Origin of the sequence: Streptomyces sp. B93, from assembly GCF_018070565.1 — a bacterium.
Lineage (GTDB): Bacteria > Actinomycetota > Actinomycetes > Streptomycetales > Streptomycetaceae > Streptomyces.
In genome coordinates this window covers 51011-65436 of record NZ_JAGPXL010000021.1, presented here as the reverse complement: position 1 = coordinate 65436, position 14426 = coordinate 51011, and the positions used below count along the sequence as shown (strand labels likewise).

Sequence of the window (14426 nt, the reverse complement as noted above, 5' to 3'; positions counted from 1 at the left end):
CCGCCGCCCGCTTCGCCCCAAGGCGCCCGACCGTCATCCACCACCTCCGCCCAGCACGTCACCGGCCATCCCGATCACCACGGGCAGCACTCCGACCGCGACGAACGCGGGCAGGAAGCACAGCCCCACCGGCGCGGTGACCATGACGGCCGCCCGCCGCGCCCGTGCCGTCGCCTGGCGGGCCCACTCCGCTCGGGCGTCCGCGGCGAGGCGTCCGGCGGGTTCGGCGGCGGGGAGCCCGGAGACATCGGCCCGTTCCAGCAGCCGTGCCAGCGGCCCGGCGCCGGGTGTCGAGGCCAACCCGCGCCAGGCGGCGGCCGGTTCACCGCCGAGCCGGACCTCCGCGGCGCCGCGCGCGAGCGCCTCCCCGACCGGACCCGCCAGCGCCTCACCCACGGCCTGCGCCGCGGATACCGGACCGGCGCCCGCCGAGATACAGGCAGCCAGCAGGTCCGCGGCGAGCGGAAGCTGCCGCGCGCCCTCGCGCGGGTCACCGCTCACGCCCGGCCGATCGACCGCCGCTCGCGACCGCCCCCTACGCCACCACCACAGCCCCACCGCCCCGGCGCCACCCGCGACAACCCCGAGCACGCCGCCGACCAGCACCCACCCGGCGCCCGCCACACCGACCAGTGGCAGCCACGACCGCAGCACGGCAACCGCGTCGAAGCGTGAAGCGTCAGACACCCTCTCCCGGCCCAGCAGCCCGGCGAGCCGCCGTCGCGCCCGCCGCCCGCGCCGCACCCCCCTCAGCCACCCCACCAGGCACGCCACCAGACACCCGAGAAGCAGCCCCGCCCCACCGGCCGTCCCCAGCCTGTGGACAACCGTCTCGGTCATGCCGTCTCCGCCTTCCGCACGATCCGCAGCACCCACCACACCCCGACGCCCTCCAGCAGCCCTCCGATCAGCAGGCAGCCCAGCCCCGCACCGGTGTGCAGCAGGACGTGCAACGGATCGGCACCCAGGGCCACCCCGAGGAGGAGACCCAGGCCGGGCAGCGCGGCGAGCATCACGGCGGTCGCGCGGGCGCCTGCCAACTGGGCGCGCAGCTCCGCGCGTTGGTCCCGCTCCGCGCGCAGCGCCGCTTCGAGCCGGTCGAGCCCGGCCGCGAGGCCCGCGCCCTGGTCCACGGCGACCCGCCAGCACGCGGCGAGGCCGACCAGCCCGTCGGCGCCCGGTTGCCGGGATGCGCCCGTGAGCGCCCCGGGAACGTCTCCGCCGAACCGCGCCGCGGCGAGCACCGCCGACCGGGCCTCGCCGAGCCCTCCGGTGTCCCGTGCCGCGGTCAGCAGGGCCTCACCGGGCTGACGCCCGGCACGCACCTCCCCGGCGAGCGCACCGCACAGCGCGATCACCGCGTCCCCCTGGCGTTCCCGTGCCTGCCGCGCCTGCCGTTCGAGCCGGGCACGGCGCAGCAGCGGCACTCCAGCCGCCCCCGCGACGACCGGCACCAGCGAGGCGCCCAGCAGGCCGAGCAGTAGTCCGGCGCCGAGGGCCCACCACTCGACCCGCAGCCGTCCCCTCAGCCGCCGCAGTGCATCGGTGATCCCCCGGCGACCGGGCGGCCCGGTTCCCACGACTCCGCCGCCCCCGAGCAGCAACTGGGCCCGCCGCGCCCCGGAGTGCCACTCACCCAGCAGCCAGACCGCCGCCCCGGCACACACCAGGGCCGCGCCCACCGACGTCTCCTGCACGCCGTTCACCACTTCGGTTCCTCCCCGCATCCGCTCTCCCCGTGGAGCAGCCCACGCAGCCGCTCCCACCCCCGCTCACGGTCGAAGGCGTCCTTCGCCCACCGCAGTGCCGGCACCGTCCGCACCAGCCCCGAGGGGTCCCGCTCCAGCACATGCACCTCGGCGATCCGCCGCAGCCCGGCCCGGTCCCGCACGAGGTGCAGTACGACCGACAGCGCGGCGGCCAACTGGCTGTGCAGCGCGGCCCGGTCGAGCCCGGCCGCCGTGCCGAGCGCTTCGAGACGGGCCGGGACGTCCGCGGCGGCGTTGGCGTGGACCGTGCCGCAGCCCTCGTGGCCCGTGTTCAGCGCGGCCAGCAGATGGACCACCTCGGAGCCGCGCACCTCGCCCACCACCAGCCGGTCCGGCCGCATCCGCAGCGCCTGGCGCACCAGGTCCTCCAGCGTCACCAGGCCCGCGCCCTCCTGGTTGGGGGGTCTGGTCTCCAGCCGTACGACGTGGGGATGGTCGGGCCGCAGCTCCGCCGAGTCCTCCGCGAGCACGATCCGCTCATCGGGTCCGACCAGCCCGAGCAGCGCGCTCAGCAGCGTGGTCTTGCCACTGCCGGTGCCACCGCTGACCAGGAAGGACAGCCGGGCGTCGAGCAGTGCCCGCAGCACCCGGTCGCCGCCGGGCGGCACCGTGCCCGCCGTCACCAGTTCGTCGAGGGTGAACGCGCGCGGCCGTACGACACGCAGCGACAGAAGGGTGCAATCGACCGCGACCGGTGGCAGCACCGCGTGCAGTCGGGTGCCGTCGGGCAGTCGGGCGTCGGCCCAGGGCCGGGCGTCGTCGAGTCTGCGTCCGGCAACGGCGGCCAGGCGCTGGGCGAGGCGTCGTACGGCCGTCGCGTCGGGGAACGTGACGCCGGTCAGGCGCAGTCCGCCGCCGCGGTCGACCCAGACCCGGTCGGGAGCCGACACGAGCACATCGGTGACCGATGCGTCGGCGAGCAGCGGCTCCAGCGGCCCGCTGCCGACGAGTTCGGAGCGCAACCGTGCCGCCGTGCCGAGCACTTCGGCGTCACCGAGGACCCGTCCCTGCTCGCGGAGGGCCTGGGCGACCCGCGCGGGCGTCGGTTCGGCGCCGCTCTCGGCGAGCCGGCGGCGAACGCCGTCCAGCAGCGCCGGATCGCCGGGCGCCTGGGGAGGTGTCCTCATGCGGCACCCGCCTCGATCAGGGCGCGCTCCCAGAAGTCGGTGCAGAACCGGGCGAGGGGGCCTCGGCCGCTGCCCGGCGGCGCCTTGCCGCCGTTCGGCCGCAGCAGCCCCGCCTCGACGGGCACCTCACCGGCCAGCGGCAGTCCGAGCAGCCGCGCCACCTCGCGGTCGTCGAGGCCGGGCGCGTACGGCCCGCGCACGGCGACGCGCAGGTCACGCAGGACCATGCCGACGGCTGAGGCCACCCGCCCGGCCGCGGCCACGGCGCGCAGTTCGGCGGGGACCACCAGGAGCCCGACGTCGAGCTGGGCGAGGGCTTCGGCGACACCGTCGTCGATGCGGCGCGGCAGGTCGACGACGACCGTGCCGCCGCGCCTTCTGGCCGCGGCGAGCACCGCTCGTACCGCCTGGGGCGGGACCGCCACACGGTCGCCGCGGTCCCAGCTGAGCACCCGCAGCGAGTGCAGCCGGGGCAGTGACTCCTCCAGCGCGCCGCTGCCGACCCGCCCGCGCGAGCCCGCGAACGCGGGCCAGCGCAGCCCCTCGGCGGCCTCCCCGCCGAGGAGGACGTCGAGCCCACCGCCCAGGGGGTCGGCGTCGACCAGGAGGGTGCGCAGTCCTTCCCGCGCGGAGGTGACGGCGAGGGCGCAGGCGAGGGTGGACGCTCCGGCGCCACCGCGCCCGCCGATCACGCCGACGGTGAGCGCGGGGCGGCCGACGCCCTCGGCGACGTCGGCGATGCGGTCGACGAGCCACTGCTCGCCGTCGGGCAGCATCAGGACATGGTCGGCGCCGATCCTGACGGCGCGCTGCCAGACGTCGGGATCGTCCTGGTCGCGTCCGACGAGGACCACGCCCCGACGGCGTGCGGCCCCTCGGACGTGCCGGGCGGCGTCGTCGCCGACCAGGACGAGCGGCGCGGTCTCCCAGCCGCCGCCGCGTTCCGGCACCGAGTGGTGCACCTCCGGTGTGGCGCCCGCGGCGGCGCACAGTCGCAGCAGGTCGTCGAGGAGGTCGGTGTCCTCGGTGACGATCAGTGGTCCGCCCTGGCCGCCTCCGGCGGTGGACGATGGTTCTCGGGTGACGGTTCCGGCCACAGTTTGCTCCCCCTTCGCTGCTTCTCACGCGCGGCCCTGGTGCCCCGCGATTCCCGAACCTGTGAAGAACCGGCGATCGGCCTCCATATGAACGGCCGATAGGAATCGGCCATACGCGCCTCGGAAACTGAACCGGCCATGAACTCGCCACGAGTCGCGCTCGAATCACGGTGCAGCGCTTCTGGAAATCAAGTGGATCTTGGTCGAAAACTGTGGACGGGCTGACGCTTGTGGATATCGCCTTCACCCAAACCGGTGACCTTCGGGCAACCCCTGTGCGACTTCCACAGAGGAGTCCGATCGCTACACAGCGTGACTACTCATGAGCATGACAAGACACTGCCGCCTCGGTCGGCCAGACAGCGCGAGACCGCAGAGAGAAGGAGAAAACCCACCCGGACATGCGACGACCCCCGCCGGGGGGGAGAGCGGGGGTCGTCCCCACGGCCGACTCGGGGGGGGAGGAGTCGGGCCGGGTTAGCACGGTCGCGAACGATCCGTGACTTCCATGGTGTACCCGAGAGCCCTCTCAGGCAAACCCACGCGCCCCAGCTTACGCCGAATGGGCTGCGCCTATGCTCAGGCTTGTGGAAAACCACTCCTTGCCCCGCACAGCGGCCTTCTTTGACCTGGACAAGACGGTCATTGCGAAGTCGAGCACGCTCACCTTCAGCAAGTCGTTCTACCAAGGTGGGCTGATCAACCGCAGGGCCGTGCTGCGTACCGCATACGCCCAGTTCGTCTTCCTCGCCGGCGACGCCGACCATGACCAGATCGAGCGCATGCGCGAGTACCTCTCGGCGCTGTGCCGCGGCTGGAACGTCCAGCAGGTCAAAGAGATCGTCGCCGAGACACTGCACGACATCATCGATCCGATCATCTACGACGAGGCCGCGTCCCTCATCGAGGAGCACCACACCGCCGGACGCGACGTGGTGATCGTGTCCACCTCCGGCGCCGAGGTGGTCGAGCCGATCGGCGAGCTGCTCGGCGCCGACCGTGTGGTCGCCACCCGCATGGTCGTGGGCGAGGACGGGTGCTACACCGGAGAGGTGGAGTACTACGCCTACGGCCCGACCAAGGCCGAGGCGATCAGGGAGCTGGCCGAGTCCGAGGGGTACGACCTCTCCCGCTGCTACGCCTACAGCGACTCCGCCACCGATCTGCCGATGCTCGAGTCGGTCGGCCATCCGCACGCCGTGAACCCGGACCGGGCCCTGCGCCGGGAAGCCCTCTCGCGCGGGTGGCCGATCCTCGACTTCCACCGCCCGGTACGCCTCAAGCAGCGGCTCCCCAGGCTCTCCGTACCGCCCCGCCCGGCGCTCGTCGCGGCGGCGGCCATAGGAGCGGCGGCGGCCACCGCGGGTCTCGTCTGGTACGCCAGCCGACGCCGAAGCGCGTCCGCCTGAGTCGAGCGGCGCCCGTTTGATGCGTCTTTGAACCCAAAAGTAAAGAAGCGCGGTGAAGGGTTTCGCTTACCCCGCGCCTGGAGTACAAAGGGGTTAACGGCCCGCGAGACCAAAGGACATCCGAAAGGATCACCTTTAAGACGCAGGATTGGCCCCACGGACCGAGCATGGACATCGAGCACCCACGCGACGTCGACCCGTCGATTACGGGCCAGCCGCACCAGGTGACGGGCAAAGAACCCCGCCTGATGGGCACATATCGAGGACGCTTGGTAACCCGGTGGACATGCCAGCGGCGGTACGAGAACTCGTACCGCCGCAACCCTTTCCCGGACCCCTCCGCGACCTTTATGCCGCGCCGCGCTGAAGCGCCTCGCACACGGCCGTCGACTCGCGCGCGCCGAGTCCGACCGCCTTGCCGCAGTGGGCGATCCAGGCGGCCATGCCCTCCGCGGTCCCGGAGAGATAGCCGTCGAAGGCGGTCAGATAGGCCTCGCCGCCCAGCTCCGCGTAGCCGACCTCGGCGGGACACACCGACTTCGGGTCCAGACCGCTGCCGACCAGCACGATCCGCTCGGCCGTCCGCGCGACCAGGCCGTTGTACGAGACGAAGGGCCGCAGCGCCAGCAGCTCACCGTGCACGACGGCCGCCGTGACCAGCGCGGGCGCCGAGCTGCCCGCGATGATCAGATCGGACAGGCCCTCCAGACGGCCCGACACCTCGGCGGCGCTCGGCAGCGGCTGCGTGATCAGCGACTCGTCGACGGGTTCGCCCTCCTGCCGGGGACGCCCCGCCCGATCGTCCTTCTCCGCCGCCGCCACCAGGTGCAGCCGGGCCAGCACCCTGAGGGGCGACTGCCGCCAGATGGAGAGCAGCTGGCCCGCCTCCGCGGTCAGCCTCAGGGCCGCGCCCACGGTCCGGGCCTCGTCGTCCCCGCCGAAGTCCGTACGCCTGCGCACCTCTTCCAGCGCCCAGTCCGCGCCGGAGAGCGCCGCGGAGCCCCGCGCGCCGCGCAGCGCCGCCTCAGAGGTGATCTCGTTGCTGCGGCGTCGCATGATGCGGTGCCCGTACACCCGGTCCACGGCCTTGCGCACGGACTCCACGGAGTCGGCCACGCCGGGCAGTGAGCCCAGGGCGGCGAGCGGGTCGGCGGTCGCGCCTGTCGTACTCATGAGTACGACCCTAGGGCCTGTCCAGCCCCGGTCACCCCGGGCTCACACCCCACGATCGAGTGGTCTTCTTCACGTTCTCGCGCGCCCGGCGCGGCCCGCGCCACTACGCTTACTGAACATGAAAATTGCTTTCGTCGGCAAGGGTGGCAGCGGCAAGACCACCCTGTCGTCCCTCTTCATCCGCCATCTCGCGGCCACCGGGGCACCGGTCGTCGCCGTGGACGCGGACATCAACCAGCATCTGGGCTGCGCGCTGGGTCTCGACGAGGCGGCCGCGGCGGCACTTCCCGCGATGGGTGACCGGCTGCCGCTGATCAAGGACTACCTGCGCGGCGACAACCCGCGTATCGCCTCCGCCGAGACGATGATCAAAACCACCCCGCCCGGCGAGGGCTCCCGGCTGCTGCGGGTGCGCGAGGACAACCCGGTCTACGACGCCTGCGCCCGGCCGGTGGAACTCGACGGCGGCGCCGTCCGTTTGATGGTCACGGGCGCCTTCACGGACGCCGACCTGGGGGTCGCCTGCTACCACTCCAAGACGGGAGCGGTGGAGCTGTGCCTGAACCACCTGGTCGACGGCCCCGACGAGTACGTGGTCGTCGACATGACCGCGGGCTCGGACTCCTTCGCCTCCGGCATGTTCACCCGCTTCGACATCACCTACCTCGTCGCCGAGCCGACCCGACGGGGGGTCTCCGTCTACCGCCAGTACAAGGAGTACGCCCGTGACTACGACATCACCCTGAAGGTCGTCGGCAACAAGGTGCTGGGCCAGGACGACCTCGACTTCCTCCGCGCCGAAGTCGGGGACGACCTGCTCGTGACGGTCGGGCAGTCGGACTGGGTGCGGGCACTGGAGAAGGGCCGCCCGCCCCGGTTCGACCTCCTGGAGGAGGCCAACCGCGACGCGCTGCGCACCCTGCGCACGACCGCCGACGCGACGTACCGGCACCGCGACTGGGAGCGCTACACCCGCCAGATGGTGCACTTCCACCTGAAGAACGCCCGGTCCTGGGGCAATGAGCGCACCGGAGCCGACCTGGCCGCGCAGGTCGACCCCGGCTTCTTGCTCAGCGAGCGCGTGGCGGCCACCGCCTGAGCCGTCCGCGCGACGCCCCGGGGGCACCCCCGAGGCCGCCCGCGCGCACAGCGGTTACCGGCCGCCCGCCGGTGCCCCCGGCACGCCCTTCGGTGCCGGGGCCGGGCGGGCGGACAGGAAGGACTTCCAGCCCCGCGCGGGTGCCTCGCCGACCTTCAGCGTGCGCAGCTTCGCCAGGGTCCCCGGATCCTGGGCGTCGAGCCAGTCGGCCAGTTGCCGGAAGGACACACAGCGCACCTCCTCCTTGGTGCACACCTGCTCGACGACCTCCTGGATGGCCCGCATGTAGGTGCCCCCGTTCCAGGACTCGAAGTGGTTGCCAATGATCAGAGGGGCGCGGTTGCCGTCGTAGGCGCGCTGGAAGCCCTGGAGGAGACCGTCACGCATCTGGTCGCCCCAGAGCCGGTGCTTGGCGGGGTCGCCCTGGCTGGTGCTGCCCGACTGGTTGACCATGAAGTTGTAGTCCATGGCCAGTTGCTCGAAGGAGTGGCCGGGGAAGGGCACCAACTGCATGGACAGGTCCCACAGGCCCTCCTTCTTCCCGGGCCAGACCTGGTTGTTGACGCCGCTGGTGTCATAGCGGAAGCCCAGTTCGCGGGCGGCCTTGGTGAAGTTCTGCTGGCCCTCCAGGCAGGGGGTGCGGGCGCCGATCAGTTCCCGGTCGTAGTCGAAGGGGAGCGGGGCCGAGTTCCGCATGCCCGTGTTGGTCTTCCAGGACTTCACGAACGCCTTGGCCTGGGCGATCTCGTCCTTCCACTCCTCGACCGACCATTCGCCGACGCCCCCGCCGCGCCCGCAGAAGTGGCCGTTGAAGTGGGTGCCGATCTCGTTGCCCTCCAGCCACGCCAGCCGCAGCTGTTTCACGGTGTCGGCGATGCCCTGCCGGTCGTTGAAGCCGATGTCGGAGCGGCCGGGCGAGTGCTGCGGCGGCCGGTAGAGGTCGCGCCGGTCCTCGGGCAGCAGGTACACGCCGCTGAGGAAGTACGTCATGGTGGCGTTGTTGTCCTTGGCGACCTGACGGAAGTGGGAGAACAGCTTCTGGCTGTCCTCGCCCGCGCCGTCCCAGGAGAACACCACGAACTGCGGGGGCTTCTCGCCCGGCTTCAGCCGCTCGGCCCGGGGCAGATGGGGCTGCGCCCCGGTGAACGCGGTGGAGCCGTCGCCGATCAGACGCACCACGCTCTTCGGGGCGGGAGCGGCCTTGGCCTTCGGCGGTCCGGGAGCCCCCTCCCGCGTGTCGTCGGAGCCACTCCCGCAACCGGCGAGTGACCCGGCACAGACCGCGGCGACCACGACACCCACGGCGATCCTCTGGCTGACGGCCATGTCCCGCCCACCTTCTTCCTTCTCTGGCGAACACTGGCGAACTCGGTGACAGCGCCGCCAAGGTCGCACGGGACGAAGAAGGAATTTGTATGACAAGCCGATGAAATGCTCGCTTCACTCTCCGGAGTGATTGATTGGGCTAATTGCCCGGAATATCCATGCTTTGCCTTTACTCTGCATTACGAATCGTTTACTGATTGTTGATGCATCCCGCCGCTGTACGCCGTGACCCACGGCCGCGACCCGCCCCCGCCGTCGAGCGGGGACCACCTGTTCCGCGACCGCGCTGCCCCGGAGGAGACGGGAAACCATGTCAGCCTGCGTCCCCACCCGCCGTACGACCGACGCTCGCCGGTCCGAGCCCGTACGGCAGTCCCACAGCCCCCCGCCCACCCGGCGCCCCCGCTTCCGCGTCGCGGGCGCCGACGTCTCGGCCGCGATCGCCGTCTTCCTGATCGCCCTGCCGCTGTCCCTCGGCATCGCGCTCGCCACCGGCGCACCGCTCCAGGCGGGCCTGGTCGCGGCGGCCGTCGGCGGCATCGTCGCCGGACGGCTCGGCGGCTCCCCGCTCCAGGTGAGCGGTCCGGCCGCCGGACTCACCGTCGTCACCGCCGATCTCATCCAGCGCTACGGATGGCGTACGACCTGCGCCATCACCGTCCTCGCCGGTCTCGCCCAGATCGGCCTCGGCTGTCTGCGGGTAGCGCGCGGCGCGCTCGCCGTCAGTCCCGCCATCGTGCACGGCATGCTCGCCGGAATCGGCGTCACCATCGCCGTCGCCCAGCTGCACATCATGCTCGGCGGCACCCCGCAGAGTTCCGTGCCCGACAACCTCGCCGCGCTGCCCACGCAGTTGGCGGAGCTGCACCCGGCGGCGCTGTCGGTGAGCGCGCTCACCCTGGCCCTGCTGCTGCTCTGGCCCCGCATCCCCGGCCGGGCCGGACAGCTGCTGCGCAAGGTGCCGACCGCGCTCGTCGCCGTCGCCGGGGCCACCGCGGCCGCCTCGCTGGCCGGGCTGCGGCTGCCCAAGGTGGACTTGCCGACGTGGAGCAGCCACGCCTTGGCCGGGCTGCCCGAGGGCCCGGTGCTCGGGCTGGTCGCCGCCGTGCTCACCACCACGCTGGTATGCAGTGTGCAGTCGCTGCTCGGCGCGGTCGCCGTGGACAAGCTGGCCGCCGCCCGCCCCGCGCCGGCCACCCATGTCGGACGCTCCGACCTCGACCGCGAACTCCTGGGCCAGGGCGCCGCGAACGTCGTCTCCGGCGGCCTCGGCGGACTGCCGGTCGCGGGCGTCGCGGTGCGCAGCACGGCCAATGTCCACGCGGGTGCCGTCAGCCGGAACTCCACGATGCTGCACGGCGTTCTCGTAGTAGTCGCCGCGCTGCTGATGGTCCCGATCCTGGAGCTGATCCCGCTCGCCTCGCTCGCCGCCCTGGTGATGGCCGTCGGCATCCAGATGGTGTCCCTGCACCACATTCGCACGGTGACCCGCCACCGAGAAGTGCTGGTGTACGTCGTCACCACCCTCGGCGTGGTGCTCCTCGGCGTCCTGGAGGGCGTGGCGCTGGGCATCGCCGCCGCGGTCGGCGTGGCGCTGCACCGCCTCACCCGCACCCGTATCACCCATGAAGTGCAGGAAGGAGTCCATCACGTCCAGGTGCGAGGGCAGTTGACGTTCCTCGCGGTGCCCCGGCTCAGCCGGGCCCTGCACCACGTACCCCAAGGGGCCGAAGTGGTCGTCGAGTTGGACGGCTCGTTCATGGACCACGCGGCGTACGAGACCTTGCAGGACTGGCAGAACACCCACACCGCGCAGGGCGGCACCGTCGAACTGACCGGTCGCCGCACCGGTACCCGGACCACCGAGCCGACCGCCTCCCCGGACCCCGGCCTCGATGTGTCCGGGACCACCGGGCGCACTCCCGTCGCCGACTGCCGCTGCCGCCCCTGGACCCCCTGGCGCAACCACCAGTGCGCGGCAGCTCCGGTCAGACTGTCGGGCACGTCCGGCGAGTCGCTGGGGCAAGCGCGCCGAGTCGCAGGGGACCACGAGGAGGCCGGTCCCGCGAGGACCAAGGACACGAGCACCGAGCAGAAGACGGAGAGGAAGGAGGTCCCCACTGCGGTCAGCGAGCTGTCCGGCGGGCCGAGCGACTCCGGCACGGCCCTCACGCACAGCACGAGCAGTACGTACGGCACCTGCCGGACGACATCCGACCCGGCGCTCGACCCCGCACCCAACCCCACGTCCGATCGCGCATCCGGTCCCGCATCCGATCCCACGCCTGACCTCACGTCTGACCCCGCACCTGACCCCGTGCTGGGCACCCCCGGCGGCCACCACCTGCTGCGCGGCATCACGGCCTTCCACCGCAACACCGCCCCCCATGTGCGCGGTGAGCTGGCGCGGCTGGCGCGGGAGGGGCAGCGGCCGGTCCAGCTGTTCCTGACCTGCGCCGACTCCCGGGTCGTCACCTCGATGATCACGTCCAGTGGTCCGGGGGACCTGTTCGTGGTGCGCAACGTGGGCAACCTCGTACCGCTGCCGGGTGCGGAGAGCGGCGACGACTCGGTGGCCGCGGCGATCGAGTACGCGGTGGACGTGCTCCAGGTGCGGTCCATCACGGTGTGCGGGCACTCCGGCTGCGGTGCGATGCAGGCTCTGCTCAAGTCGGGGCCGGGCAGCACCCGTACGCCGCTCGGGCGGTGGCTGCGGCACGGGGTGCCGAGTCTGGAGCGCATGGCCGACGACAGCGGCAGCTGGGCACGGCTGGCGGTGCGCAGACCCGCCGACGCGGTGGAGCAGCTGTGCCTGACCAATGTCGTCCAGCAGCTGGAGCATCTGCGGGCCCACCCGTCGGTGGCCCGGGCGATGCGCGAGAGCGGTCTGGAGCTGCACGGGATGTACTTCCACGTCGGCGAGGCACAGGCGTATCTGCTCACCGAGACGGACGACGGGGAGCCGGTCTTCGACCATGTGGAAGGGGCGGGTGAGCTGCGCAGTCCGGCGTGACGGCGAGGGCCTCGGGGAAGGGCCGGGGCGGGCCGCGGTGTGAGGGGCGTTACAGCGCCGCACCCTCCTGAACCCGGCCGGTGCGCGGTCCGTGGGAAGGGACAAACGGTCCAAGCCCGCGGGTGACGGTCCAGGTCCGCAGGACGGCCGGTCCGACGCCCGCGGGACGAGGGTCCGAGAGCCCGCACCACCCGTATCCGAGAGCCCGCACCACCCGTACAGGTCCGCATCCACATGCCCGCACCAGGCCCAACGGGACCGATGACAGGTCTAAACCAATTTCCCGTCGACCCTTGTCATCGGCCCCCCGGGTCTGATGAGCTGTGGCCTGGGACACAACGGACACCCTGGGAAAGGGAGATGTCGTGAGCAACGAAAGCCTGGCCAACCTGCTCAAGGAAGAGCGCAGGTTCGCACCCCCCGCCGACCTGGCAGCGCACGCCAACGTCACCGCGGAGGCGTATGAACAGGCCAAGGCTGACAGGCTCGGCTTCTGGGCCGCGCAGGCCCGGCGGCTGACCTGGGCCGTGGAGCCGACCGAGACGCTGGACTGGTCGAATCCGCCGTTCGCCAAGTGGTTCAAGGACGGCAGGCTCAACGTCGCGTACAACTGCGTCGACCGCCATGTCGAGGCCGGGCACGGCGACCGCGTCGCCATCCACTTCGAGGGCGAGCCGGGCGACAGCCGCGCCATCACCTACGCCCAGCTCAAGGACGAGGTCTCCAAGGCCGCCAACGCCCTGCTGGAGCTGGGCGTGCAGAAGGGCGACCGGGTCGCCGTCTACATGCCGATGATCCCCGAGACGGCGGTCGCGATGCTGGCGTGCGCCCGGATCGGCGCCGCTCACTCGGTGGTGTTCGGCGGCTTCTCCTCGGACGCGCTCGCGACCCGTATCCAGGACGCCGACGCCAAGATCGTCATCACCTCCGACGGCGGCTACCGGCGCGGCAAGCCGTCCGCGCTCAAGCCCGCCGTGGACGAGGCGGTCGAGAAGGCGGGCAACGTCGAGCACGTGCTGGTGGTCCGCCGCACCGGCCAGGACGTCGACTGGCAGGACGAGCGCGACCTGTGGTGGCACGAGGTCGTGGAGCGGCAGTCGGCCGAGCACACCCCGGAGGCGTTCGAGGCGGAGCAGCCGCTGTTCATCCTCTACACCTCCGGTACGACGGGTAAGCCGAAGGGCATCCTGCACACCTCCGGCGGCTATCTCACCCAGACGGCGTACACCCACCACGCGGTCTTCGACCTCAAGCCGGAGACGGACGTGTACTGGTGCACGGCCGACGTCGGCTGGGTCACCGGGCACTCCTACATCGTCTACGGCCCGCTGGCGAACGGCGCGACCCAAGTGATGTACGAGGGCACACCCGACACCCCGCACCAGGGCCGGTTCTGGGAGATCGTGCAGAAGTACGGGGTGACGATCCTCTACACGGCGCCGACCGCGATCCGGACGTTCATGAAGTGGGGCGACGACATCCCCGCCAAGTTCGACCTGTCCTCGCTGCGGGTGCTCGGTTCGGTCGGTGAGCCGATCAACCCGGAGGCGTGGATCTGGTACCGCAAGCACATCGGTGGCGACCGCACGCCGATCGTGGACACCTGGTGGCAGACCGAGACCGGCGCGATGATGATCTCCCCGCTGCCGGGCGTGACCGAGACCAAGCCGGGCTCGGCCCAGCGCCCGCTGCCCGGCATCAGCGCCACCGTCGTGGACGACGAGGCGAACGAGGTGCCCAACGGCGGCGGTGGCTACCTCGTCCTGACCGAGCCGTGGCCGTCGATGCTGCGCACCATCTGGGGCGACGACCAGCGGTTCATCGACACCTACTGGTCGCGGTTCGAGAGCCGGTACTTCGCCGGTGACGGCGCGAAGAAGGACGACGACGGCGACATCTGGCTGCTCGGCCGGGTGGACGACGTGATGCTGGTGTCCGGCCACAACATCTCCACCACCGAGGTCGAGTCGGCGCTGGTCTCGCACCCGTCGGTCGCCGAGGCGGCCGTGGTCGGCGCGGCCGACGAGACCACCGGCCAGGCGATCGTCGCCTTCGTGATCCTTCGGGGTACGGCGGCGGAGACCGAGGACCTGGTCGCGGAGCTGCGCAACCACGTGGGCGCCACGCTCGGCCCGATCGCCAAGCCGAAGCGCATCCTGCCGGTCGCGGAGCTGCCGAAGACCCGCTCCGGCAAGATCATGCGCCGACTGCTGCGCGACGTCGCGGAGAACCGCCAGCTGGGAGACGTCACCACGCTGACCGACAGCACGGTCATGGACCTCATCCAGGCCAAGCTCCCGGCCGCGCCCAGCGAGGACTGAGCAGACCGGACCGAGCCCTGAGGGGGGCGCCCGGCGCGAACGCGCGGGGCGCCCCCTTTGTGCTTAACATGAGGATCATCACGTTTAGCCCA

Annotated in this window: 10 protein-coding genes; 4 read left to right on the top strand and 6 right to left on the bottom strand. The window is 71.9% G+C overall.

The genetic code is table 11. From position 1 onward, the window contains the following. Nucleotides 1-33 precede the first annotated feature (33 nt). The 4 genes from KBY47_RS21075 to ssd are packed head-to-tail and all read right to left on the bottom strand — an operon-like array spanning nt 34 to nt 3993. On the bottom strand, nt 34-840 hold the full coding sequence (locus KBY47_RS21075) for a type II secretion system F family protein (protein WP_210922913.1): 807 nt from the start codon (nt 838-840) through the stop codon (nt 34-36). Next, the gene (locus tag KBY47_RS21070) at nt 837-1727 is read right to left on the bottom strand and encodes a type II secretion system F family protein (protein ID WP_210922911.1); all 891 of its coding nucleotides are present in this window, start codon (nt 1725-1727) and stop codon (nt 837-839) included. Before KBY47_RS21070 ends, KBY47_RS21075 begins: the two co-directional genes overlap by 4 nt. Continuing rightward, a complete protein-coding gene (locus KBY47_RS21065) occupies nt 1703-2896 on the bottom strand; it encodes a TadA family conjugal transfer-associated ATPase (RefSeq protein WP_210922909.1) in 1194 nt (397 codons plus the stop codon). Before KBY47_RS21065 ends, KBY47_RS21070 begins: the two co-directional genes overlap by 25 nt. After that, a complete protein-coding gene (ssd, locus tag KBY47_RS21060; RefSeq protein ID WP_210922902.1) occupies nt 2893-3993 on the bottom strand; it encodes a septum site-determining protein Ssd in 1101 nt (366 codons plus the stop codon). The genes KBY47_RS21065 and ssd overlap by 4 nt, the downstream gene beginning before the upstream one ends. A 575-nt stretch (nt 3994-4568) precedes the next feature. On the opposite strand from ssd, the gene KBY47_RS21055 reads away from it, so the two are divergent. Beyond that, a complete protein-coding gene (locus tag KBY47_RS21055) occupies nt 4569-5402 on the top strand; it encodes an HAD family phosphatase (RefSeq protein ID WP_210922901.1) in 834 nt (277 codons plus the stop codon). A 348-nt stretch (nt 5403-5750) separates the two neighbouring features. Here KBY47_RS21055 and KBY47_RS21050 read toward each other — a convergent pair whose 3' ends face one another. Beyond that, nucleotides 5751-6575: a Fic family protein gene (locus tag KBY47_RS21050; RefSeq protein ID WP_210922900.1), complete on the bottom strand. Its 825-nt coding sequence runs from the start codon at nt 6573-6575 to the stop codon at nt 5751-5753. A 118-nt stretch (nt 6576-6693) separates the two neighbouring features. On the opposite strand from KBY47_RS21050, the gene KBY47_RS21045 reads away from it, so the two are divergent. Then, the gene (locus KBY47_RS21045) at nt 6694-7674 is read left to right on the top strand and encodes an ATP-binding protein (protein ID WP_210922899.1); all 981 of its coding nucleotides are present in this window, start codon (nt 6694-6696) and stop codon (nt 7672-7674) included. A gap of 54 nt (nt 7675-7728) precedes the next feature. Here the strand turns inward: KBY47_RS21045 and KBY47_RS21040 are convergent, their stop codons facing one another. Beyond that, a complete protein-coding gene (locus KBY47_RS21040) occupies nt 7729-9000 on the bottom strand; it encodes a hypothetical protein (protein ID WP_210922898.1) in 1272 nt (423 codons plus the stop codon). 310 nt (nt 9001-9310) lie between these two features. On the opposite strand from KBY47_RS21040, the gene KBY47_RS21035 reads away from it, so the two are divergent. Both KBY47_RS21035 and acs read left to right on the top strand, forming a co-directional pair. Then, nucleotides 9311-12013: a SulP family inorganic anion transporter gene (locus KBY47_RS21035; protein WP_210922897.1), complete on the top strand. Its 2703-nt coding sequence runs from the start codon at nt 9311-9313 to the stop codon at nt 12011-12013. A gap of 365 nt (nt 12014-12378) precedes the next feature. Next, nucleotides 12379-14334, top strand: a complete 1956-nt coding sequence (gene acs, locus KBY47_RS21030) for an acetate--CoA ligase (protein WP_210922895.1) — start codon at nt 12379-12381, stop codon at nt 14332-14334. Nucleotides 14335-14426 lie beyond the last annotated feature (92 nt).

Bases quoted from the DNA above. Each gene is read 5' to 3' on its own strand.
- KBY47_RS21075 (WP_210922913.1), bottom strand. From the start codon at position 840: ATGACCGAGACGGTTGTCCACAGGCTGGGGACGGCCGGTGGGGCGGGG.
- KBY47_RS21070 (WP_210922911.1), bottom strand. From the start codon at position 1,727: ATGCGGGGAGGAACCGAAGTGGTGAACGGCGTGCAGGAGACGTCGGTG.
- KBY47_RS21065 (WP_210922909.1), bottom strand. From the start codon at position 2,896: ATGAGGACACCTCCCCAGGCGCCCGGCGATCCGGCGCTGCTGGACGGC.
- KBY47_RS21055 (WP_210922901.1), top strand. From the start codon at position 4,569: ATGCTCAGGCTTGTGGAAAACCACTCCTTGCCCCGCACAGCGGCCTTC.
- KBY47_RS21050 (WP_210922900.1), bottom strand. From the start codon at position 6,575: ATGAGTACGACAGGCGCGACCGCCGACCCGCTCGCCGCCCTGGGCTCA.
- KBY47_RS21045 (WP_210922899.1), top strand. From the start codon at position 6,694: ATGAAAATTGCTTTCGTCGGCAAGGGTGGCAGCGGCAAGACCACCCTG.
- KBY47_RS21040 (WP_210922898.1), bottom strand. From the start codon at position 9,000: ATGGCCGTCAGCCAGAGGATCGCCGTGGGTGTCGTGGTCGCCGCGGTC.
- KBY47_RS21035 (WP_210922897.1), top strand. From the start codon at position 9,311: ATGTCAGCCTGCGTCCCCACCCGCCGTACGACCGACGCTCGCCGGTCC.